This window comes from Arthrobacter sp. Y3221114, from assembly GCF_059092625.1.
This window is the reverse complement of sequence record NZ_JBNHHW010000003.1, coordinates 165544-188334: the sequence shown is the minus strand read 5'-3', so window position 1 is coordinate 188334 and position 22791 is coordinate 165544. Positions and strand designations below refer to the sequence as shown.

Below are 22791 nucleotides of genomic sequence, written 5' to 3'. Positions count from 1 at the left end.
TCAGCCGATCTCCAGGGCCGTGACCTTCCACAGTCCGCGGATCAACTCCAGGCGCAGCGCTACGGCGCGAATCCGGCGGGTCTCGGCCACCACGAGGGACGCTTCATAGGCGCTGTCGGCGGCACGGCACACCCGGGAGGAGCGGACGACGGCGCTGCGGTGCAGCCGCAGCGGGGCGCGGCCATCGGAACGCAGTTTCGCCTGGTGCGCCCTGACGATGTCCGCGCGGTGGACCAGCTTTTCATAGCTGGCGGGGTCGAGCCAGCGGGCCAGCTGATGGACCGGCCGCGTGCCGGAGACGGCCTCCAGGCAGGCCTGCGCCACGGACCGGGCCGTCGCGGTGACGTGGCTCAACTCGGCCTCCGCCTCCGGATTGCCGCCTACGGGCAGCGGAATGGGCCGGGGCACTGCAACGGGTTTGGCTGCCCCGTGGGCCCCGGTGTCCTCCGGCCGCCTGGGCTGCAACCGAATGACCGGGGCAAAATAGCCGTCCGGCCCCGCCGGCTTGACCCGCCGGACCGTCAGGGGCCGCGGCTCCCCGCTCGCGGGTGCCAGCGCCTGGATCCGCGCGGTAGCCGCGGCTTCTTTCCGCGGCGCCTGCACCGCCGGGAGGTGTCGCACGTTGTCCATGTCCTGCCCTTCCTTCCACTGGTACTGCACTTGTACTGCCCTGACTTCCAGCCGCTCCGCCAGCCACGCGGCGTCCGTGGTCCGCGGGGCTGTGCGTCTCTCCGCCCCGCCGGAAAGGTTCACTGCCCCGGCGGCGGCACGACGAGGGTTTGCCCCGGTTTGATCAGCGAGGGGTCGAGGCCGATGACGGTTCGGTTGGCGGCATACCAATCAGGCCACCGCTCGGCGATTTCCCTGTCGGTCGCCAGCGGGCCCAGCTCGGCCGCCGCGAGATGCCAGAGGGAGTCGCCGGCGGTGACGGTAACGGTCCGCGGGTTCCCGGGAGTGTGCCGGGTTAGCGGCTTGGCGACGACACCCGGTGCCGCGACCGGCGGCGCGGGCTTCCATAAGGGATCCACCGGCGGATTTGCCAAACCTGCCGGACCTGCCGGGCCGTCCGGCTGCCACTGTGGATCCACGACGGCGGCGCCGGAGATACGGCTCCCGGCCGCGGGTTCTGCCGCACGCGTTGTGGTCCCCGCGTGGGCACCGGCGACCACCACCAGGTTGAGGCCGACGACCGCGCCCGCCAAGCGCCGCAGGAACGCAGGACTCAGGTCGGCCCACCGAGCCGCCAGGCGCCGGTGGCCGGTCTTGGCCAGTACGGCGCTGGCGGCAGCTGCTGCCATGCCCAGGAGCAGCCAACAGAGCACGGCCGCGCCGGCGCCGATCGACAGGACGGCCAGCAGGTCCTGATAGTTATGCGCCGGCCACGTGACGCCGGCGGCTACTTCGGTCCCGGCGAGAATCAGCACGGCGGCGCACCCCGTGACCAGCACTGCGGTTGCCAGATCGGCGGTGGTTCTGAGCATGGGAAGCGCCTCCGGTCGAGATCTGCTTTGACTCCGTAGGATGTAGTTTGATGTAGTTTGTTGCTCTTTGTTGCCGCTTGGGCACTAATGGTGGCACTGGTCGAGGGTTGTTGTAAAGTGGTTGGTTTTCGATTGACGGAAACTGATCGAAGTTCCTAGGCTGGCGCCATGCGTTGGGACGCCCTGTTTGCCGATCTGGAGACCCAGCTACACGCCGCGGACCGGTTGGAGCTGGAAGCCGAGGCCAACGAGCGTGCCCGGATCGAGCTGGCCGCGGTGGATCTGGCCGACAGGCTTCGGGGGCAGCTGGGAAGCTGGTTGCGCGTGCGTCTCGGCGCAGACCTCAGGTTCGAGGGGACGTTGGCCCATGTCGGATCAACCTGGTTGGTGCTCAACCAGGGGGTGCGGAGCATGCTCGTGCCGCTGGCTGCCCTCCAGTTGCTCGAAGGCATGGGCCGGCATGCGGTTGCCGACAAGTCCGGAGCGCGTCGGCTCGGGCTCGGTTCCGCGCTTCGGGCCGTTGGCCGCGACCGCGCCCCTGTCGCCGTGTATCTGTCAGGTAGTTCGGGCGTGCCCGCGGCGGAGGGGGTGATCGACAGGGTCGGGGCGGACTCCTTCGACGTCGCGGCCGTGCCCTCGGGCGAGGACCGGCGCGCGGTAAATGTCCGGTCGGTCTACACGGTGCCCTTCCCGGCCCTTGCCGCCCTCGTATCGCGCAGTCCGGACTAGATCCTCATTCGGTGGTCGACTTGGCTTCTTCGATCAGCCGCCGCGTCTGGGCGTACTTGTCCTGGATGTACTGATCGAGCATGACCTGCTCGACGCGCCACTGGCCCCGGCCGCCGATCTGGATGGCGGGAAGTTCGCCGCTGCGGACCAGGGCGTACGTCTGCGACGAGGAGATCTGCAACTCCTCCGCCACATCGGACAGAGTCAGGAACCGTGGCATGGACAGATCCTTTGAGACGGGGATAGTTTTCCCACATTATGGCATCGTTTGATGTCATTTGATCCGGCGCCAGCCGTGCTGTTGACCCGAAAAGTTTTTCCACAGACCGGGGCCGATCGGCCGCCGTCGGTTCTTTTTCCCTGCCGCCCCGACCAGAATGGTGCCACCCGCGGCCTCGAAGCCCTTGTTCGGACCGCAGTGTGGCTGTCCCTTTCGGGGCGCGGGGCTGAGGGGGAAGATCCGTGAGCGCTGCCATCGCCGAAAAAACCACGGCACAACGGTTGAAACGCCCGTCGTGGAAAGATCCCCGGCTGCTGGTGGGACTGCTGCTGGTGTTGGCTTCGGTGGCCGGCGTGTCCGCGCTGGTAACCGGCGCGGACCAAACCACCAGTGTTCTGGCAGCCAGGACGGACATCGCGGTGGGACAACCGATCTCCGCCGCGGACGTCGTCGTCGTCGAGGTCCGGCTGGGCGAGGCCGAGGGCCGCTACCTGCCGGCAGCATCGGGGCTGCCGGCAGGTGCCGTCGCCACTGCACTGGTCCGGCGCGGGGAATTGCTGCCGGCCTCCGTGCTGGGTGTTGCCGACGACCTGGACCGAAAGCCGATCGGCCTGAACATCGAGAGCCCGTTGCCCGAGGGCGCCGGCCCCGGTTCCAGGGTGGATGTCTGGGTTTCGCTGCCGGACGGACGGAACGGCTTCAAGCAGCCGGAGAGGCTGCTCGAGGCGGCCGAGGTGTCGCAGTTGACCGACGCCACCACCGCTTTCGGCTCGTCCGGAGCGGAACGGCTGCACGTCCTGGTGGGGGATGACACCCTGCCGGCGCTGCTGCATGCACTCGCCAACGGGGCCCGCATCAACGTCGTACTCAACCCGGGCGGCACCCCATGAGCCTGCCGGTCGTCACGCTGGGCACAGCGGCTGCCGACTTCGTCTCGGGCCTGGAACGGCTGCATGGACCCGTGACGGTGGTCCGGCGCTGCACCGAGCTCGCCGAGTTGCTGGCGGCGGCGCAGTCCGGGCTGGCCCGGGCGGCCATCGTGGCAGGCAGGACCCGGGAACTCGACGGCAGCGTGCTGGAGCGGCTGCACAGCGCCGAGGTATCCGTGGTGGCGTTGACCGACGACGGCGGCGAACGACTCCGGCTCGAAGCCCTCGGCATCCGCACCGGTGCCGAAACCATCGAACCCGTGGCCTTGGCGGCACTGGTAGCCGAGTCGGTCGCGCAGCTGGGCTCGCTGACGCCGGCCGGGGCGGCCGGGCGGGCTGCGGCGCCCGGACCGGCGGCGCTGGCCGACCCAGCCCGGGCCCTGCACGCGCACGGCGCTGAACCCGGGCCGGCGGTACCTGCGGGGCCGAAGGGCGAACTGGTCGCGGTATGGGGTCCGGCCGGGGCGCCGGGACGCACCACGGTGGCGGTCAACCTCGCGGCCGAATACGCCGCCGCGGGGCGGCGGACCTTGCTGATGGATGCGGATACCTATGGGGCCAGCGTGGCCGCGTTCCTCGGCCTGCTCGACGAATCCGCCGCCCTGGCCCACGCTTGCCGGCTGGCGGACCAGGGCGTCTTGGATCCTCAAGCCTTGGAGCGGGTCTGCCTGAAGGTGGCCGTGGCCGGAACCTCGATGCTGGTGCTGACCGGGATTACCAGGGTGGACCGGTGGACCGAGCTGAGGCCATCGGCGCTTGGAAAGGTGCTGGAGGTGGCGCGGGCGGTGGCGGAGACCGTCGTCGTGGATTGCGGTTTCTCGCTGGAACACGACGAGGAGCTGAGCTTTGACTCGATGGCGCCCCGGCGCAACGGCGCCACCTTGCGGGTGCTCCAGGCGGCGGACCGGGTGCTTGCTGTGGGCAGTGCCGATTCCGTGGGGCTGCCGCGGCTGGTCCGCGGATTGGACGAGTTGGCGCACGCAGTCCCCTCGGCCCCGGCAGAAGTCGTGCTCAACAAGGTTCGGGCGGCAGCCGTGGGAGCCCGGCCGGAAGCCCAGCTGCGGGAGGCCTGGGAGCGGTTCGGACCCGCGCGTGACATCCGCGCCCTGCTGCCGGCCGATTCCGCCGCGGCCGATGCCGCCCTCTTGGGCGGTTCGGTCCTCTTGGAGACCGCGCCCGGATCTGTGCTGCGGCACGCCATCGCCGGGCTGGCAGGTAGCCGGCCGGCGGCGCCCAGGCGGGGAATCCGCCGCCGTACCCGGTCAAAGTGAAGTTTTGAACGCGCCGCGTTAGGCTAACCAAAGGACCGCAACGGCGCGGTCGGGACACACCTATCGGAGGCGTTTTACATGTCGACTGGATCCAGCATGGCGGATCTGTCCAGCTCAGCAACCGGCGATGAGGAATTCATCGCCAAATACTACGAGCACCTGGCCGCGGAGGATGCCGCGAGCTACAGTCCGGATGTGCTCCGCGCCCGTGCGCTCGCGCATCGGGAGCTGGCAGTCCACCGGCCGCCGGCCCAGCCGGTGATCGGCATCCGCGACGAACCCGAGGCCAGCGTGGTCATGATCGTCACCGACGACATGCCGTTCCTGGTCGATTCGGTCACCGCCGAGCTGCTGCGGCAGGGTATTGCCATCCGGATGATCATGCACCCCACTTTCGTGACTACCCGGGCCCGGGACAGCCACGACCTCGCCGGCGTGGAACAGGTGCCGGTCGCCGCCGGGGTCTCCAGCGGCGACACGGCGGCACTGCCGCATCTGGGATCGTTTGAGACCGGCGGCGACCAGGTCCTGCGGATCGAGTCCTGGATGGCCGTGGAGACCGGACGGATCGAGCCGGAAAAGGCCGTCGAATTGATGACCGGACTCAAGAGCGTCCTGTCGGACGTCCGCGCGTCGGTCGAGGACTGGCCGGCCATGCGCCGGCAGGTGCGGCAGGTGGCTGCGTCGCTGGATTCGGTCGCAGGCGCCGACGAGATTCCCGACCTGCAGGAGGCCAAGGCGCTGCTTGAGTGGCTCGACGACGGGAATTTCACCTTCCTGGGCTACCGCGAATACGATCTCGTCACCCAGGACGGCGAAGACGTGCTCCTGGTCCGGGAGGACAGCGGCCTGGGCATGATGCGCCACATTGGCGACACGAAGCGGATCCAGCACCTCACCGAAGAAGGCCGCGCCCGCGCACGGGAAAAGCGTGCGCTGGTAATTACCAAGGCGAATTCGCGCTCCACGGTGCACCGTGCGGCGTACCTGGACTACATCGGCGTGAAGAGCTTCGATGCGCAGGGCAACGTCGACGGCGAGCGCCGCTTCATCGGCCTCTTCGCCACCAGTGCCTACAACCGCTCGGTGAAGAGCGTCCCGATTGCCCGGGAAAAGGTCGCGGCAGTGCTGCAGCACAGCGGCTTCCCGGCCGATTCGCACTCCGGCAAGGACCTGCTGTCGATCCTCGAAACGTACCCCCGCGACGAGTTGTTCCAGATGGACGCCGAGGAGCTGGCCGCGACCGCGATGGGCATCCTGCGGCTGCAGGAGCGGCGCCGGACCCGGTTGTTCCTGCGCACCGACGCCTACGGCAGGTTCGTGTCTGCCCTGGTGTTCCTGCCGCGCGACCGCTACACCACCGCCGTCCGGCTGCGGATCGAGCAGGAGCTGCGCAACACCTTCGACCCGCAGAGCATCGATTACGAGGCGCGGATGTCGGAATCCGCCCTCGCCCGTCTGTTCTTCCGCATCCGGCTCAAGCGTGACTCCACGGTGCCGAAGGTCGATACCGCCGACCTTGAGCGCCGGTTGGCCCAGGCGTCCCGGTCCTGGTCGGAGGGCATCGAAGAGGTGCTACGCGCCAATTTCGACGGCGAGGAGGCTGCCCGCCTCTCGGCGAACTGGAAGGACGCGTTCCCGCCCAGCTACCGGGTGGACTACGAAGTGGAAGACGCGCTCGAGGACATCGACCGTTTCCGCAACTACGAGGGAGGCGACGCCGGGGCCGCCCCGGTGCTGCACGTCTATGTTCCCGAGGACAGCGCCGACGTCCTCGCCGCCGACGCACGGCTGAAGCTGTACCTGCCGGAGGCGCGGTCGCTGAGCAACATCATGCCCGTGCTGCAGAACACCGGGCTGGAGGTACTGGACGAGCGCCCGTTCGAGATCGCCACGGCGGACGGCGAAGATTACTTCCTGTACGACTTCGGCCTCCGGTACCCGGCGGGCGTCGATCCGATCGCCACCGGCGACCTGCTCGAGGAAGCCTTCGGCGCCGCCGTCACCGGACGCAGCGAGTCGGACGGCTTTGACCGGCTGGTCCTGGCCGAGGGCATCGGCTGGCGCCAGGTCGCGGTGCTGCGCGCCTACACCCGCTACCTGCGGCAGCTGGGCAACCTGGTCTCCTACGCCTTCGTCTCCGACACGCTGCTGGCCAACCCGGCAGTGGCCCGCGCCCTGCTGGCGGTGTTCAACGCCAGCTTCGATCCAGACCTGGACGGTGACCGCGAGGCGGCGGTCGAGGCCGCCCGTTCCGAGCTCGCAGCGGGACTCGAAGCCGTGCCCACCCTGGACGCCGACCGGGTGCTGCGCTCGCTGGCGAACCTGATCGACGCGACGCTTCGCACCAACTACTTCCAGGACAAGCCCTACTTCAGTTTCAAACTCAGCCCGTCGCGGATCGACGGTGCACCGTTCCCGCGGCCAAAGTATGAGATCTGGGTCTACTCGCCGCGGGTCGAAGGCGTCCACCTTCGGTTCGGCGATGTTGCCCGCGGCGGACTCCGCTGGTCCGACCGCCGGGAGGACTTCCGCACCGAAATCCTGGGACTGGTCAAGGCGCAGACGGTCAAGAACGCGGTTATCGTGCCCACCGGCGCGAAGGGCGGTTTCTTCGCCAAACGGCTGCCCGACCCCGCCGTGGACCGCGCGGCCTGGATGGCGGAAGGGCAGGAAAGCTACCGCACCTTCATCCGCGGCTTGCTGGACATCACCGACAACCTGGTCCGGACCGAATCCGGCCAGGAAGTAGTGCCCCCGGAGCGGGTTGTGCGGCTGGACGGCGACGATACCTACCTGGTGGTCGCCGCGGACAAGGGGACGGCGAGCTTCTCCGACATCGCCAACGACATCTCGCTGGAATACGGCCACTGGCTGGGTGACGCCTTCGCGTCCGGAGGCTCGGTCGGCTACGACCACAAGGCAATGGGCATTACCGCACGGGGCGCCTGGGAATCGGTCAAGCGGCACTTCAGCGAACTCGGCGTCGACACCCAAACCGAGGATTTCACCGTCGTCGGGGTCGGGGACATGAGCGGCGACGTCTTCGGGAACGGGATGCTGCTGTCCGAGCACATCCGGCTGGTCGCAGCCTTCGACCACCGGCATATCTTCCTGGACCCGGACCCCGACGCCGCTGCCTCCTTCCAGGAGCGCCGGCGCCTGTTCGAGCTGCCCCGGTCCTCCTGGGCCGACTATGACGAGAAGCTGATCAGCGCCGGCGGCGGGGTCTACCCGCGGTCGGTGAAGTCGATCCCGTTGTCGGTGGAGGTTCGGGAGGTCCTCGGCCTCGATCCGCAGGTCACGAGCATGAGTCCGCCCGAGCTGCTGCGTGCCATCCTGAAGGCGCCGGTGGACCTGCTGTACAACGGCGGCATCGGCACCTATGTGAAGGCGTCGACCGAGTCGAATGCCGAAGTAGGCGACAAGGCCAATGACGCCATCCGCGTCAACGGCGCCGACCTGAGGGTCAAGGTGATCGGCGAAGGCGGCAACCTGGGCATGACCCAACGCGGCCGGATCGAAGCCGCCAGCCAGGGGATCATCCTCAACACCGATGCCATCGACAACTCCGCCGGCGTGGACTGCTCCGACTACGAGGTCAACATCAAGATCCTCGTGGACCAGATGGTCGCCGCCGGAAAACTGCCGGTAGCGGAGCGTGCCGACCTGCTGCACTCGATGACCGAGGAAGTCGGCCGTTTGGTCATCCAGGACAACATCGACCAGAACGTCCTGTTGCTCAACGACCGCCAGCGCATCATCGAGTGGAGCCCCAGCTTCGAACGCCTGATGGACTGGTTGGAAAACCATGCGGACCTGGATCGGCAGCTCGAAGCGCTGCCGTCCACCGAGGAGCTGCACGAACGGATCGGCGCCGGCCAGGGCCTGACCTCACCGGAGCTTTCCGTGCTGGCCGCCTATTCGAAGATTGAGTTGACCCATGCGCTGACCGAGAGCAATCTGGCCGACGACCCGTTCTTCGACGGTGTGCTGCGCGGCTACTTCCCGCACCAGCTGGTCGAGCGGTTCGGGGACGATATGGCAGGCCACCCGCTGCGCCGGGAGATCATCGCCACCGTCGTTGCCAACGACATGATCAACATGGGCGGCATCACCTTCGCGTTCCGGGTCATGGAGGAAACGTCCGTCTCCGAGGCCGACGTGGCACGGGCCTTCGTGGCGCTGCGCGAGATCTATGAGTTCGACAAGCTCGTGGGGGCCCTGAACGCATTGCCAGCCAGCTTCCCGACGGACCTGTGGTGCACGGTGCATCTGGACATGCGCCGCCTGCTGGACCGGGCGGTACGTTGGTACATCAACCATGTTGACAGCGGAACCCCGGTCGCCGAAGGCGTCGCAATGTTCAAGCCGCAAATGGATCCCTTGCGCAACAATCTGGTCAAGTACCTGCGCGGCGATGACCTGGCCCGCGTGCACGAATGGCTCGAAACCGCCGAAGAACGCGGGCTGCCGGAAGGGATCGCCCGGCAGTGGGCCGAGCAGTTCGAGAGCTTCGGGTTGCTCGACGTCGCCCGCATCGCCGGGCAGATGGACGAACCGGTCGAGTCCGTCGCCCGCGTCTACTACGCGGTCTACGATCGGTTCGACGTCGACAACCTGCTGGAGCGCATCACGTCGCTGCCGCGGGAGGACCGGTGGCAGTCGCTGGCCCGGGCCGCCATGCGCGACGACCTGTACACGACCGTCACGGACATCACCGTAGCGGTGATGCAAAGCACCCCGGCAGGGGAACAGGCCGAGGCCAGGCTCGACGAGTGGGAGCGGGCCAACGCGGAGAACATCAAGCGCACCCGGGACATGTTCGAGGAAGTGAACAAGCTCGAACAGGACGACATGGCGTCGTTGTCCGTGGCACTGCGACTGATGCGCTCGACAGTACGGCGATAGCTTGGCCATCTTCACCGATCCCATCCGCGACTACGCCGACTTTCGACCGGGTGACGCGGAGTGGCTCCATCTGCTGGTCGGCGACTGGCAGCTGATCGCGGACCTGGCGTTCGCCGATCTGGCCCTGTGGTTCCCGACGCCGGACGGGAGCTACGTGGCGCTGGCGCATGTGCGGCCGTCGACCACCCACACGGTGTTCCACCGGGACTTCGTGGGGGAGCGGATCCGTGAGGACCTCAAGCCGCTGGTGGACCAGGCACGCCAGTCGCAGACGATCGAACGGTCGTCGGAGGCCGATTGGACCACGGAGATGGCGATGCGGGTGGAGGCGGTGCCCATGGTCCGCAACGGCCGGACGCTGGCGATCGTGACGTCGCACATGGACCTGTCCAGCTCCAGGATGCCGTCGCGGCTGGAGCTGACCTACCGGCAGTGCGCCTACGACCTCCTGAAAATGGGAACGCTGGGACTGTGGCCGGACTTCGCCTCGCCGACCGGGTCGCGCCGCGGCGCGCCCCGGGTCGGCGACGGCCTGATCAGGTTGGACGCCGACGGGGTAGTGGAGTACGCCAGCCCCAACGGTGTTTCGGCCTTCCGGCGGCTCGGCGACGTCGAGTCCCTGGAAGGCCGCTCACTGGCCGAAGTGACGACGGCGCTGCTCAAGGACCGGCGCATGGTCGACGAAACCCTGCCGCTGGTTGTCACCGGGCGCATGCCCTGGCGCACCGAGATCGAATCCCGCGGCGTCTCGCTCTCGCTGCGGGCCATCCCCCTGAGGAACGAGCAGGAGCGTTTCGGCGCCCTGGTGCTGTGCCGGGACGTCTCGGAGCTGCGCCGGCGGGAGATGGAGCTGGTGTCGAAGGACGCCACCATCCGGGAAATCCACCACCGCGTGAAGAACAATCTCCAGACGGTGGCCGCGTTGCTGCGCATGCAGTCGCGCCGCATGGTCAGCGACGAAGCGAAACAGGGGCTGGAACAGGCCATGCGCCGCGTCGCCACGATCGCGCTGGTACACGAAACGCTGTCCCAGGGCTTGGCGCAGAACGTGGACTTCGACGAACTGATCGGGCGCCAGTTCCGGCTCTCGGCGGAAGTGGCTTCGCCCACGCAAGCGGTCCGCACCGAGCGCAGCGGCGAGTTCGGGGAACTGCCCAGCGAGTTCGCCACACCGCTGGCCCTGGTGATCAACGAACTGGTCACGAACGCCGTCGAACACGGGCTGGCCGGGCGGCACGGCACGGTCCGGTTGACTGCCCGGCGGAGCCGGCGCGGCGACGACGAATTGCTGACCGTTTCGGTCGAGGACGACGGCGTGGGCCTGCCCGAGGAACCGCGGGGGGAGGGCCTGGGCCTGCAGATTGTCCGCACGCTGGTCACCAGCGAACTGGGCGGCCGGATCGAATGGACCCCGCGCGACGGCGGGGGAACGTGTGTGCGGATCGACTTGGTGCTCAACAACAAGGGTGCCCGCTGAGCGCGGGCAGGCCGCCGACGCGAGAGAGGCCGCTGCCGAATCCGGCAGCGGCCTCTCTCCAAACTGGGGGTCTTGGGGTCAGGACGCCCGGCGGGCCCGGGCGGCGCGGCGCTTGAGCGCCCGGCGCTCGTCCTCGCTCATGCCTCCCCACACACCGGCGTCCTGGCCGGACTCGATGGCCCACTGCAGGCAGGTATCAATCACCGGGCAGCGCCGGCAGACGCTCTTGGCCTCTTCGATCTGCAGGAGTGCCGGCCCGGTGTTCCCCACGGGGAAAAACAGTTCCGGGTCCTTGTCCAGGCATGCCGCGCGGCTACGCCAATCCATGCTGATCACATACTCCTTTAAATGGTGTCCGGTGGTTTTTGTGAAAACATTCACGAACAGACTCATAGAAAAGGGAGCCCGAACGGCCCCCTCTGCGCTTCGCCATCAAGCGTTTCATGTTAAATCCGCGTAAACAAGAGGTCATGCGGACTTAACCGGCCGTAATACCTGAGTCATTCGTCACAGGGTGATATGGTTCGGCACCGGCCGGGAACCGGTGCCCGGCCATCTGCAGCCGATAATCCGACTATCTAAGGTAGGGTGCGAGTGTGTCAATGCCTGCACCGTCATCCGCCCCTGCCGCCCGTCCCATCGCCATCAAAATCATCGCGGCGGCAGTGGTCCTGGAAGCACTGGTGCTCTTGGGCGGAGCCGCCCTGTACGGCTACGGGCTGGCCACCCAGACCCCGATATCGCTGTCCAGCAGCGTCTTCCTGCTGGTCCTGATGCTGGTCTTCGGCCTCTGGCTGCTGGTCGTCGGGCACTTCCTGTTCCGCGGATACCGCTGGACGCGGGCTGCTGCACTGGTGTGGCAGGTCTTCGTGGTGGTGGTGGCCATCTCCATGATCCAAGGCGGCCAGTTGCTGCTGGGCCCGGTCCTGCTGGTGGCGGCCGGCGCCTCCTTCGTCCTGCTGCTGACCAAGCCCGTGACGGATTTTCTGGTCAGGGGCGCCGCTCCCCGCGCCCTGTAGCCACGGCTACCTGCAGCGGCACGGCCCGGCCGGAATCGATCCGGTAGCCGCGTCCCGGCGGCCTCCACCCGTCGTCGAGCCGCACCCCGAAGAAGTCCGCATCCGCGCCCGCCCGCGGCGCCAAGACCATGCCGCGCCCCCTGGCCCTGGCCTGCAGGGCCAGCGGAACCTGCTGCGGCAGCAAGGGCCCCGGGCGTGCAGCCACCACGGCCGATGCGCCGGCGGCGACCAAGGCGGCGATGGCTCCGTTGGCACGCCCGCCGAGGGCCTCGGCGTCGTCGACCAACAGGACAGCGCCGCGCCCGGCGGCGGCGCGTCCGGCCCAGAATTCGTCGGCGTTTCCGTCGCGGGGCGGTGCACAACACGGCCTTAGTCCCTCCAACGACCGCTGCAGGAGGACCAGCAGGTTGGTCTTCCCGCTGCCTTCGGGGCCCAGGACCAAGTACACCTCGCCGGCGGCCAGCGCCAGTGTGGAGGGCTCAAGCTCGTCGCCTTCCACGCCGATCACCGGCTGCCCGCGGCATGCGCGGGGCAGCGTGGCTGCGGAAACCGTCAGCGGCAGCGGTTCTATCCTGAAGGGGCGGGTGCGGGCGTCGGCCGGCGGGAGGCAGCCGGCCGGATCGGTGGCCAGGTGGCAGACCCCGCCGTCGCCGCCGATCCGCCCCTGCACCAAAGCCCTGCCGGGCACCGCGTCCATGGGAGGAAGGCGGGGCCAGCCCAGCAACGTTTCGGGACCGGCGCCGGTCGGAAGGTAAAGCCGGTTGGCCATGAGCGGCAGGAAGCGGCTGCCGGACAGCTCACGGTCTCCGGACACAACCAGGGCAACACCAGTCGCCTGGCCGTCGCGGGCCAGATCCTGCAGACAGTCTTCGGCCCAGCCGAGCCGGCCGGCCCGGAAGCCACTGAGCCAGCGGCTCCACCCGCTGACGAGCACGACCAACGGAACGGTGGCCGCCGGCTCGGCAGGCCCCACGACCGATGCCAGGCCGCCGAGCCGGGAGGCGACCTCCTCGGCCAGCCGGCGCAAAACCCTTGCCGCCCGTTCGGTGTCCCGGGGGCCCACGTAGGCGCCCGTCCGGCCGGCGCCCGAGGCGGGGCCCAGCGAACCGTCACCGTCCAGCACGTAGCAGTGTCGTTCCACCGGTCCGCCCAGGACCTGTGCCGCCAGGGCCCGCAAGAACTCCCGGTGCCCTCCTCCCTCCACGCCGAGAACCGCCAGGTGGCCGTCGCGCTCCGGCTGCCAGTGCAGCGGCACCTGCCGTTGGCGGGACGGCAGATCCAGCAGCCCGATCGCGAGGCTGTCCCCGTCGTGAGGCAAGGCGCCGGCGGGGCGCTGGCTCCCGCCGTCGCCGCCTCCGGGACAGCGGGTCGGGGCGACCTGCCCGGGCCCGGCCAGGTCGGCGACGGCCAGTCTCACCGGCAGGGCCGGCGGCAACCGCCGGGCTTCCGCCAGGCCCAGGCCACGGGAGGCGGCCGCGGCCTCGGCCACCAGCCGCTCGACCTCTCGGGCGCCCTCCGCGGCAGCCGCCGCCGGTGGCTCCGCCGCCAGCCATTCGCCCACGGTCCGGAAGACCGGGAGCGGACCGGGGGCCGGCAAGGTGCTGGAGGCCGACTGGAAGGGCACCGCATCCTGCGTGCCGATGCGCAGGTAGGCCCTGCCCCTTGCGGTCACCGGTATGTCGGCGGCCACGGGCGAGTCCAGCAGGTCGCGGGACTCGGCCGTGTTCTGCGTCCGCAGCACGATCATGGTGGTGATATTCGCGCGGATGTCCGAGGAGACCGCACCCTGCGGCCGCTGCGTGGCCAGCACCAGATGGATGCCCAGGGCCCGGCCCACCGTGGCCACGCGCATCAGCTCGGGAAGCGCCTGCGGCGCGTCCTCGCCCAGCATCCGGAATTCGTCCACCACGACGACGAGCCGCGGCAAGGTGCCCGGCGGGCAGGCCGCGATGTCGCCGATGCCGCGGCCGGCCAGCAGGGCTTCGCGGCGGCGCACCTCCGCCTGCAGCCAGGCCAGCGACCGGCCGACTGCTTCCAGCGTCAAGTCCGTGAGCAGGCCGGCGCAGTGCGGCAACCGGACGAGCGGGCCGAGCCCGGAACCGCCCTTGAAGTCGATCAGCAGGAAATTCATCGTGTTCGGGGACTTGGTCAGGGCCAGCGAGAGGACAAGGCTCCGCAGCAGTTCGGACTTTCCGGAGCCGGTGGTGCCGGCGACCAGCAGATGCGGCCCGTGGACGGCCAGGTCGAGCGCCAGCGGTCCCGCGACGCCGGCACCCGGCACGGCGATGAGGCCGGGATGGCGGTCGCCGCGGGACCACCGCCCTGCCAGCGGCTCGGGCGGAAGCATCGACTGCAGGCGGCAGCGCGCCGGCACGGAACGGGCCGCCTGCGGCGCAGTGCCCGGGATGGCCGCGGCGGCCAGCCGGGCAAAGCGGTCCAGCGTCGGGGCCGACACCAGATCCGCCGAAAACGCGACGTCGCCTGAATCGGCGGTCAGGCGGGACTCCTGTCCGGCCACGATGATCCGGCTCCCGGATTCGGCCCGGCCGCCGAACCAGAGCTGCGCGGCCGGCGGCCCGGAATCCGCCAGGACCCGGGCCGCCTCGCCGCCGCGTCCGGCTACCAGCAGCACTATGGTGCCGCCGCCGGCGGAGAGCCGCTCCGCCAGCTGCCCGGGCCGGTCCACCAGATCCACCCCCGGCAGGAACCGGGCCGACGCTCGAAGCGACTCCGGCAACGCATAACAGACAACACGCAGAGCCGTTCCCGCTGCCCGTGTGGCCAACTGCAGCAGGACGGAACGCAGCAGTCCTTCCAGCCCGGACGGTGCTCCGTGGAATGTCAGCCGGGGCTCGGCGAGCAGGTCCACACACAGCGGAACGTCCTGTGGCGCGGGAGGCTCGGCGACGGGCGCAGACGCCGAGCCGATGTGGGCCGGCATGCTGGCCGTCCCCAGCCGCAGCCACACGTGGGCCGGGCGTGCCGGAGGGCTCGGGTCCGCGGCGGGACGCCCAAGCCCCGTGCCCGCCCGCAACAGGGACACGGTCAGCTCAGCGGCGCCGGGGGCCGCCCGGCGCCGCCGCCCGGCGTCCGCTTCCGCCGCAGCAAGCACCGCGGCCCGGTAGCGGCGACGCTGCCGCCGCCCGGCGGCGTAGGGCACGGCGGCGGCCAGCAGGGACATGGCGCTGAAGACCAGGAAGAACCAGAGGCCCGTCAGCAGGGCCAGCGCCAGGCCGGCGAGCAACGGAAGCCCGGCCAGCAGCAACGTCGTCCGGGTCCGTTGCTCCGGAGGCTTTTCAGCCACGGGCACCGGAACGGTCAGGTCGGTGTCCGGCCGGAACGGTTCACCCGGTTCGCTGCCCACGACCAGCTGCAGCCGGCTGCCGCCGATCCGCACCGTGTGCCCCGCCCTCAGCGCGACCTGCCTGGTCCGCCTGCCGCCCCGGACGATGCCGTTGGACGACCCGGAGTCGCGCAGCAACACCTGGCGGTCGGTGACTTCCACGGTGGCATGCAGCCGAGACAACTCAGGATCCGCGATGGTCAGAGCGCAGGCATGCCGGCCGACGGTGAAGCGGCCGCGCGTGAGGGCGAACAGGCGGCCGGCGTCGGGCCCGGAAGTGACGGCCAGCAGCAGCGGCGGCAGCGCAGGTGCTTCCCGGCGCGGCACGACTGCCGCGTCCGGGGCGCAGACGACGACGGCGCCGTCGACCAGCGGGGACACGCCGGCGGTGAGGGAGGGCAGACTCCGTCCGGATACCGTGAAGGCCACCCCCGGCAGGCGCCCGCGCAGCCAGGCCGCCAACGGCGCCGCGCTGTTTCCGGTTTCCAGCCCCGCGACGGCATCGGCATTCGCCGCGACCCAGGCCGCGGCGGTGGCCCGAAGGCCGGGGGCGGCCGCGAGCGTCAGGTGGAGGACCATGACAAGGAACCTAGGCAGAAGGGCGTGCCGCTTTCCTGCGCTTCTCCCGGTTTGTGGATAACTGCGGAACCGGAGGCTGCCGTGAACAAGCGATACCCTTGAGTCTGGGCCGAAAGGCCCGCACACCGACACAACGAGAAAAGGCCTTAGCTCTTGAAGATCGCTGTCATTGCTCTGGGAAAGATCGGGTTGCCGTTGGCGGCCCAGTTCGCTTCGAAGGGGCACGACGTTGTCGGCGTGGACGTGAACCCTGCCGTGGTTGACCTGGTCAACGCGGGCAGCGAACCGTTCCCCGGGGAGGCAGGACTCCAGGACAGGCTGGCCGAGCTGGTGCCTGCCGGCAGGCTGCGGGCGAGCACGGACTATGCTGACGCGGTGCCGGGAGCCGACGCCGTGGTCCTGGTGGTGCCCTTGTTCGTGGACGCCGAGGCCAAGCCCGACTTCGGCTGGATGGATGCTGCTACGCAGGAGCTGGCGAGGCATCTGAGGCCGGGCACGCTGGTCTCCTACGAAACCACGCTGCCGGTGGGCACCACCCGGAACCGGTGGAAACCGATGCTCGAGGCCGGCTCCGGGCTGGTCGAGGGCGAGGACTTCCACGTGGTCTTTTCCCCGGAGCGGGTGCTGACCGGGCGGGTGTTCGAGGATCTGCGCAAGTATCCCAAGCTCGTCGGCGGGCTTTCCGCGGCCGGTGCTGCCGCGGCGCAGGAGTTTTACGAGGCGGTGCTGGACTTCGACGACCGGCCGGACCTGCCGCGCGGCAACGGGGTTTGGGACCTGGGTTCGGCGGAGGCCTCCGAGCTGGCCAAGCTCGCCGAGACCACCTACCGGGACGTGAATATCGGTTTGGCGAACCAGTTCGCCCGTTATGCGGCCACCGCCGGTATCGATATCTATCAGGTGATCGAAGCGTCCAATTCCCAGCCCTACAGCCATATCCACCAGCCCGGCATCGCCGTCGGCGGGCACTGCATCCCGGTGTACCCGCGGCTGTACCTGTGGAACGATCCGTCGGCCACGGTGGTCGCTGCGGCGCGGGCGGCAAACGCGGGCATGCCGGACTACACGATCGGCCTGCTGGAGGGCGCGTACGGCGACCTGGCCGGTGCGCGCGTGGCGGTGCTGGGCGCGGCCTACCGCGGCGGCGTGAAGGAGACTGCGTTCTCCGGGGTGTTCGGCGCGGTGGAGGCGATCAACGCGCGGGGAGGCACCGCCGTCGTGCATGATCCCATGTTCAGCGATGCCGAGCTCACCGCTTTGGGCTTCACGCCCTACCATCTGGGCGAGCCCGCCGACGCCGCCGTGTTGCAGGCCGACCACGCCGAATACGCGGAGCTGGGACCGGACGACCTGCCCGGCGTGAAGGTGTTTGTCGACGGCCGGCGGGTCAGCTCGGCCGGGCGGTGGCCGGGCGTGGCGTACCGGGTGATCGGCAAGCCCTGAGCCGGAACGAAAACGGAATCGGCGGCGGCGCAGCGGCCGTGAGCGGAAAGAGGGAAACCATGGCGTTCATCGCCGATTCGGCAGACGTCGCCGACGCCGCCCGGCTGGGCGAGGGCACGAAGATCTGGCACCTGGCACAGGTCCGCGAGGGCGCCGTGCTGGGAGAGAACTGCATCGTGGGCCGGGGCGCCTACATCGGCACCGGGGTGCAGGCCGGGGACAACTGCAAGATCCAAAACTATGCGCTGGTGTACGAGCCCGCGCGGCTGGGCCGCGGGGTGTTCATCGGCCCGGCGGTCGTGCTGACCAACGACACCTACCCGCGGGCGGTCGCCCCGGACGGTTCGCTGAAGAGCGCCGAGGACTGGACGCCGGTGGGCGTGGACATCCGCGACGGCGCATCGATCGGCGCGCGGGCGGTCTGCGTGGCCCCGGTGACCATCGGCGCCTGGGCCACCGTGGCCGCCGGCTCCGTGGTCACCCGCGACGTGCCCGACTTCGCCCTCGTGGCCGGGGTTCCGGCCAAGCGGATCGGCTGGGTGGGCCGGGCCGGACAGCGGCTGGCGCAGGACCCGGCGGATCCGGCGGCGTGGGTGTGCCCGGCGACCGGGTCCCAATACCGGGAGGACGAGGGCGTGTTGCACGAAGTTACGGATGAAACCGGAGGAGAACAGCTGTGAGCAAGGACTTCATACCGGCGGCAAAGCCGATCATCGGGGACGAGGAACGGGCCGCGGTGGACGCCGTGCTGGCCTCCGGCATGCTCGCGCAGGGGTCCGAGGTGGCCGCCTTCGAGCAGGAGTTCTCGCAGGTGCTGCTGGACGGCCGGCACGCGGTGGCGGTCAATTCCGGGACCTCGGGCCTGCACCTGGGCCTGCTGGCCGCCGGCATCGGGCCCGGCGACGAGGTCATCGTCCCGTCCTTTACCTTCGCGGCCACCGCCAACTCGGTGGCCCTGACCGGCGCCACCCCGGTGTTCGCCGACATCGAGCCGGAGCACTACTGCCTGGACCCCGACGCGGTCCGCGCCGCCGTGACCGGGCGGACCAAGGCCATCATGCCGGTGCACCTGTACGGGCATCCGGCCGACATGGACGCGCTGGGCAGGCTGGCCGCGGAGAAGTCGCTGCTGCTCTTCGAGGACGCCGCCCAGGCCCACGGGGCGTCGCTGGGCGGCCGGCCGGTAGGTACGTTCGGCGAGTTCGCGATGTTCAGCCTGTACCCGACCAAGAACATGACTTCCGGCGAAGGCGGCATGGTCTCCACCGGCAGCGACGAGGTGGCGCGCCGGCTGCAATTGCTGCGCAACCAGGGCATGGAACGCCAGTACGAGAACGAACTGGTCGGCTTCAACGCCCGGATGACCAACCTGCACGCCGCGATCGGCCGGGTGCAGCTGGGCAAGGTCCTCGGCTGGACCGACCGGCGCCGGGCCAATGCCGCGTTCCTCGACGCGAACCTGGACGGCGTGGGCACCCCCCGGGTGGCCGACGGCGCGGTGCACGTCTACCACCAGTACACCGTGCGGATCGGCGCGGGGGAGCGCGACCGGTTCGCCGCGGCGCTGAAGGATGAATACCGGATCGGGTCCGGGGTCTACTACCCGATCCCGAACCACCGGCTGCCCTCCTTCAACACCGCCGCGGACCTGCCGGTGACCGGAGCCGCGGCCGCCGAGGTGCTCTCGCTGCCGGTGCATCCCTCCCTCGACGCCGAGGACCTGGACCGGATCGCCACCGCGGTCAACGCCCTCGCGAAGGCAGGTGCCTGAGCATGGCAGGGACCGGCAAGACCGTGCTGCGCGCCGGGCTGATCGGCCTGGGCATGATGGGCCGCCACCACGCCCGGGTGCTCCGCGAGACCGACGGCGTGGACCTGGTGGCCGTGGCCGACGCGTACGGCGACCCGCACGGCGCGGCGCCCGGCCTGCCCGTCTTCGGCGGCGTCGAGGAGCTGATCGCGGCCGGGATCGACATCGCCATGTGCGCGGTGCCCACCGGCCTGCACGAGGAGGTCGGCCTGGCCCTGGCCGAAGCCGGCGTGCACACCATGGTGGAGAAACCGCTCGCCGACACCGTCGCCGGCGGCGAGAAACTGGCCGCCGCGTTCGAATCGCGCGGCCTGGTCGGCGCCGTCGGCCATATCGAGCGGTACAACCCGGCGCTGCAGTCGCTGCGCGCCAGGCTGGAGGCCGGCGAACTCGGCCGGATCTTCCAGATCGCCACCCGCCGGCAGGGCCCGTTCCCGGCCCGGATCGCCGACGTCGGCGTGATCAAGGACCTGGGCACCCACGACATCGACCTCACCGCCTGGCTGGCGCAGTCCGACTACCAGTCCGTCAGCGCCCGCACCACCACCCGCTCCGGCCGGGAGCACGAGGACATGGTCGCGGCCACCGGTCAGCTGGCCAACGGGGTGATCACCAGCCACCTGGTGAACTGGCTCTCGCCGATGAAGGAACGGGTCACCGTGGTCACCGGGGAGCGCGGCGCCTTCGTGGCCGACACGCTGACCGCCGACCTGACCTTCTACGAAAACGGCACCATCGACACCGAATGGGACTCCGTGGCGAACTTCCGCGGCGTCGCCGAAGGCAACATCACCCGCCTGGCCATCCCCAAGCGGGAACCGCTGAAGGTCGAACACGAGGCCTTCCGCGACGCCGTGCTCGCCGCGCGCGGACTGCCGCCCGGTTCCCCGGCTGCACAGCACGACGGCGGCGCTGGCACCGACCGCCCGGCGGCCACCATCGTCACCATGCGCGAAGGGCTGAACACGCTGCGCGTCGCCGAAGCCATGATCGCCAGCGCGAAGGAATCCCGCACCATCGGGCTGCAGGCCTGATGGGCCTGCGGATCCTGCTGGCCACCCGGATCTATGCGCCGGAGGCCGGCGCCGCCGCCTACCGGCTGGCCGCCACCGCCCGGGCGCTGACCGAGGCCGGGCACCAGGTCACGGTGCTCACCACCCGGCCCCCGAAGGGACTTGGTGCCGCGACGGGGGAAACCGGCCGCCCCGGCGACCGGATCCTGCGCTGGCCGGTGCTGCGGGATGCCAGCGGCGCCGTGCGGGGCTACCTCCAGTACGCCAGCTTCGACATCCCGCTGTTCTTCCGCCTGCTGGCGCAGAAACCCTTCGACGTGCTGCTCGTGGAGCCGCCGCCGACCACCGGCGTGGTGGTCCGGGCGGCGGCCGCGCTGCGGTGCCGTCCCTACGTGTACTTTTCCGCCGACGTCAGCTCCGATGCCGCGGCAGGGATCGGCGTGCACCCGCGGGTGGTCAAGGTGCTGCGGGCCGTGGAACGCTGGGTGGTGACCGGTGCCTCCGGCGTCCTGAGCATCTCGCCCGGCGTGACCCAGGCGCTGGCGGGGCTGACCTCCGGACGCGCCAGGGTGGCCGAGGTGGGCACCGGCATCGACACGGGCACCTTCAGCCTGCACGGGCCCCGCGCTGCGCACCCCGGCCCCACCTTCGTCTACGCCGGCACCATGTCCGAAATCCAGGGCGCCGGCGTGTTCGTGGACGGATTCCTCAAAATCACGGACCGGTACCCCGACGCGCGGCTGCTGATGTACGGCGGCGGCGTGGAACTGGAGGAGCTGCGCCGGCGGGCGGCACCGGCGGGGGATCGGATCCGCTTCATGGGAACGGCCGACGGCGGCACTATCGCCGGCGCGCTGCGCTCCGCCACCGCGGGGCTGGCCTCGGTGCGGCCGGCCCGTGGCTATGACTTTGCCTTCGCCACCAAGGCCTTCGTCTCGTTGAGCTGCGGCACGCCCGTGGTCTACGCCGGCGTCGGCCCGCTGCGGCAGCTGGTGGCCGACCACGGGCTGGGCCAGAGCGTGGACTGGGACTCCGGCCAGGTGGCCGAGGCCCTGGCCGCGGCGCTGGAACGGGCCCCGGACGACGCCGAGCGCCGTCGGCTGTCCGACTGGGTCGAACGGAACTACTCGCTGCGTAGCGTGGGGGCCCGCGCCGCCGAAGCCGTCGCGGACGCCGCGAAAGGCTTCCGGCAGCGCTGACGCCGGCTCCGGCAGTGTGTCGGCCGCGCCGCGGGGATGCCGCTGGTGGCGGCCTCGGTCAGGGCGTCAGCAGGGCAGCGAGGATGCCCCTGGTGACGGCCTCGTCCTCTGCCGAGCTGAGCGCCGCGGCGGCTCCGTGCGCGTTGGCCTTGTACTTGTCCACCTGTTCGGTGGTCAGCGACGCCAGCGCCCGGGCCAGCGACTCGGTACTGAAGTCCTCGGTCACCACGCCCAGGTCGTAGGCCTTCATCAGCGCAGCAGTCTCCGGGGACGGGCTGAACACCAGGGCCAGGCGCGCCTGGACGAAATCGAAGAACTTGTTCGGCAACATGAACCGGTGGTTCATCGTCTGCGGCGGAAGGGAAAAGACCCCGACGTCGTAGGCATTGAGCGTGGCGGGCAGCTCTTCCGGGGGGACCGCGTCGTGGAAGGTGATGCGCTCGTCGCCGTCGGCCAGGTCCTTGAGCTGCTGCCAGTAGCGTCCGCCGTCGCGGGCTTTGACCAGGTACAGATCCAACGTGAAACGGTTATCCAGCAGCTTGACGGCGTTGATGGTGCCTTCCAGGTTGCGGCCGGGTACAGCGGCGCCGCTGTGGACCAGGCGGATCTTCCCCGGCACCGGGGCCGACGGATCCAAATGTCGGAACGGCCCCGCGTTGCGGACCACTTCCACGGTGCAGCCGAACTGATCCGCATACATCCGGGCGATCGATCCGTTGACGGCGGTGACCGCGGCGCTGTTCGGCAGGTACTTGGCGCAGAGCCTGTGCATGTACGGCGCGACCAGCAGCCGCCAGGGCAGTACATGGGAGCGTTCCTCCGGCGCCCACTCGTGCATGTCTCCCCACACCGGTGCCCCCTGCGCCACGGCGTGGGCCAGGGGCAGGGCGCGCGCCTCGTTCGCCACGACCAGGTCGAAGCGGCGTCCCGCCACCAGCTCGCGGGCCTGCTTGATGGCGGGGGCAGCCAGCTCCACCGCGGAATACAGGCGCAGCGCCAACAGCAGCACACCCAGCGGCGTCTGCGGCAGCGAGGGCAGCGACGCGTCGATTTCAAGGTGGTGGGTGGCTCCGGGGGGACGCTTGCCGTAGCTGAGCGTGGTGACCTCACCGGCTTCGGCCAACAGCTTGACTTGCCGCAGCACACGGGAATCGGCCTGGATATCCGAGAACGAGATACACAGGATCTGCTGGGCCACCACTGCTCCTTGTCGCTGACGCCGGGCGAATGCCGGACACTGAAAGATTACCGTCAGGGAATCGGTCCGCCGCGGCGCGACGGCGCACCGGGCGCGCCGGACCGCGGCGCCAGGCAAGCGGACCCCGGCCCGTGGCAGGGGCCCCCGGCGAGGCCCGGAGCCCCGGGGT

General features: G+C 70.0%; 17 protein-coding genes. 11 read left to right on the top strand and 6 right to left on the bottom strand.

All coding sequences use genetic code 11. The features are described 5' to 3' along the window. Both AC5RV3_RS07860 and AC5RV3_RS07855 read right to left on the bottom strand, forming a co-directional pair. Nucleotides 1-630 (bottom strand): Rv3235 family protein, encoded by a 630-nt coding sequence (locus AC5RV3_RS07860; RefSeq protein WP_494121641.1) that lies wholly within the window; start codon nucleotides 628-630, stop codon nucleotides 1-3. Between the two features lie 119 nt (nucleotides 631-749). After that, a complete protein-coding gene (locus AC5RV3_RS07855) occupies nucleotides 750-1481 on the bottom strand; it encodes a LysM peptidoglycan-binding domain-containing protein (RefSeq protein WP_494121640.1) in 732 nt (243 codons plus the stop codon). Between the two features lie 168 nt (nucleotides 1482-1649). On the opposite strand from AC5RV3_RS07855, the gene AC5RV3_RS07850 reads away from it, so the two are divergent. Next, complete coding sequence (locus AC5RV3_RS07850; RefSeq protein WP_494121639.1) at nucleotides 1650-2210, top strand: hypothetical protein; 561 nt, start codon at nucleotides 1650-1652, stop codon at nucleotides 2208-2210. 4 nt (nucleotides 2211-2214) lie between these two features. Here AC5RV3_RS07850 and AC5RV3_RS07845 read toward each other — a convergent pair whose 3' ends face one another. Then, the gene (locus AC5RV3_RS07845; protein WP_493979122.1) at nucleotides 2215-2430 is read right to left on the bottom strand and encodes a helix-turn-helix domain-containing protein; all 216 of its coding nucleotides are present in this window, start codon (nucleotides 2428-2430) and stop codon (nucleotides 2215-2217) included. Between the two features lie 242 nt (nucleotides 2431-2672). Here AC5RV3_RS07845 and AC5RV3_RS07840 point away from each other — a divergent pair, with 242 nt between their 5' ends. The 4 genes from AC5RV3_RS07840 to AC5RV3_RS07825 all read left to right on the top strand — a co-directional run bounded on the left by AC5RV3_RS07840 (nucleotide 2673) and on the right by AC5RV3_RS07825 (nucleotide 11018). Next, nucleotides 2673-3320 carry an SAF domain-containing protein gene (locus AC5RV3_RS07840; RefSeq protein WP_494121638.1) on the top strand — a complete coding sequence of 216 codons (648 nt, stop codon included), beginning with the start codon at nucleotides 2673-2675 and terminating at the stop codon, nucleotides 3318-3320. Further along, nucleotides 3317-4630, top strand: coding sequence for a CpaE/TadZ family protein (locus tag AC5RV3_RS07835; protein WP_494121637.1), 1314 nt, complete (start codon nucleotides 3317-3319; stop codon nucleotides 4628-4630). Before AC5RV3_RS07840 ends, AC5RV3_RS07835 begins: the two co-directional genes overlap by 4 nt. A 78-nt stretch (nucleotides 4631-4708) precedes the next feature. Further along, complete coding sequence (locus AC5RV3_RS07830) at nucleotides 4709-9541, top strand: NAD-glutamate dehydrogenase (protein WP_494121636.1); 4833 nt, start codon at nucleotides 4709-4711, stop codon at nucleotides 9539-9541. A gap of 1 nt (nucleotide 9542) precedes the next feature. Next, nucleotides 9543-11018 carry a sensor histidine kinase gene (locus AC5RV3_RS07825; protein WP_494121635.1) on the top strand — a complete coding sequence of 492 codons (1476 nt, stop codon included), beginning with the start codon at nucleotides 9543-9545 and terminating at the stop codon, nucleotides 11016-11018. Between the two features lie 78 nt (nucleotides 11019-11096). Here AC5RV3_RS07825 and AC5RV3_RS07820 read toward each other — a convergent pair whose 3' ends face one another. Then, a complete protein-coding gene (locus AC5RV3_RS07820) occupies nucleotides 11097-11345 on the bottom strand; it encodes a WhiB family transcriptional regulator (protein WP_086994524.1) in 249 nt (82 codons plus the stop codon). Nucleotides 11346-11620: 275 nt separating this feature from the next. Between AC5RV3_RS07820 and AC5RV3_RS07815 the strand changes: the two genes are divergently transcribed. Continuing rightward, nucleotides 11621-12037, top strand: a complete 417-nt coding sequence (locus AC5RV3_RS07815) for a hypothetical protein (RefSeq protein ID WP_494113691.1) — start codon at nucleotides 11621-11623, stop codon at nucleotides 12035-12037. Here AC5RV3_RS07815 and AC5RV3_RS07810 read toward each other — a convergent pair. Beyond that, nucleotides 12009-15959 carry an FtsK/SpoIIIE domain-containing protein gene (locus tag AC5RV3_RS07810; RefSeq protein ID WP_494121634.1) on the bottom strand — a complete coding sequence of 1317 codons (3951 nt, stop codon included), beginning with the start codon at nucleotides 15957-15959 and terminating at the stop codon, nucleotides 12009-12011. The genes AC5RV3_RS07815 and AC5RV3_RS07810 overlap by 29 nt on opposite strands. Before the next feature lie 153 nt (nucleotides 15960-16112). Here AC5RV3_RS07810 and AC5RV3_RS07805 point away from each other — a divergent pair, with 153 nt between their 5' ends. The 5 genes from AC5RV3_RS07805 to AC5RV3_RS07785 are packed head-to-tail and all read left to right on the top strand — an operon-like array spanning nucleotide 16113 to nucleotide 21424. Continuing rightward, complete coding sequence (locus AC5RV3_RS07805; RefSeq protein ID WP_494121633.1) at nucleotides 16113-17402, top strand: nucleotide sugar dehydrogenase; 1290 nt, start codon at nucleotides 16113-16115, stop codon at nucleotides 17400-17402. 59 nt (nucleotides 17403-17461) lie between these two features. Continuing rightward, complete coding sequence (locus AC5RV3_RS07800) at nucleotides 17462-18082, top strand: acyltransferase (protein ID WP_494121632.1); 621 nt, start codon at nucleotides 17462-17464, stop codon at nucleotides 18080-18082. After that, a complete protein-coding gene (locus AC5RV3_RS07795) occupies nucleotides 18079-19173 on the top strand; it encodes a DegT/DnrJ/EryC1/StrS family aminotransferase (protein WP_494121631.1) in 1095 nt (364 codons plus the stop codon). The genes AC5RV3_RS07800 and AC5RV3_RS07795 overlap by 4 nt, the downstream gene beginning before the upstream one ends. Before the next feature lie 2 nt (nucleotides 19174-19175). Then, nucleotides 19176-20246 carry a Gfo/Idh/MocA family protein gene (locus tag AC5RV3_RS07790; RefSeq protein ID WP_494121630.1) on the top strand — a complete coding sequence of 357 codons (1071 nt, stop codon included), beginning with the start codon at nucleotides 19176-19178 and terminating at the stop codon, nucleotides 20244-20246. Beyond that, on the top strand, nucleotides 20246-21424 hold the full coding sequence (locus AC5RV3_RS07785) for a glycosyltransferase (RefSeq protein ID WP_494121629.1): 1179 nt from the start codon (nucleotides 20246-20248) through the stop codon (nucleotides 21422-21424). Before AC5RV3_RS07790 ends, AC5RV3_RS07785 begins: the two co-directional genes overlap by 1 nt. A 58-nt stretch (nucleotides 21425-21482) precedes the next feature. Here the strand turns inward: AC5RV3_RS07785 and AC5RV3_RS07780 are convergent, their stop codons facing one another. Further along, the gene (locus AC5RV3_RS07780) at nucleotides 21483-22622 is read right to left on the bottom strand and encodes a glycosyltransferase (protein WP_494121628.1); all 1140 of its coding nucleotides are present in this window, start codon (nucleotides 22620-22622) and stop codon (nucleotides 21483-21485) included. Nucleotides 22623-22791: the final 169 nt, after the last annotated feature.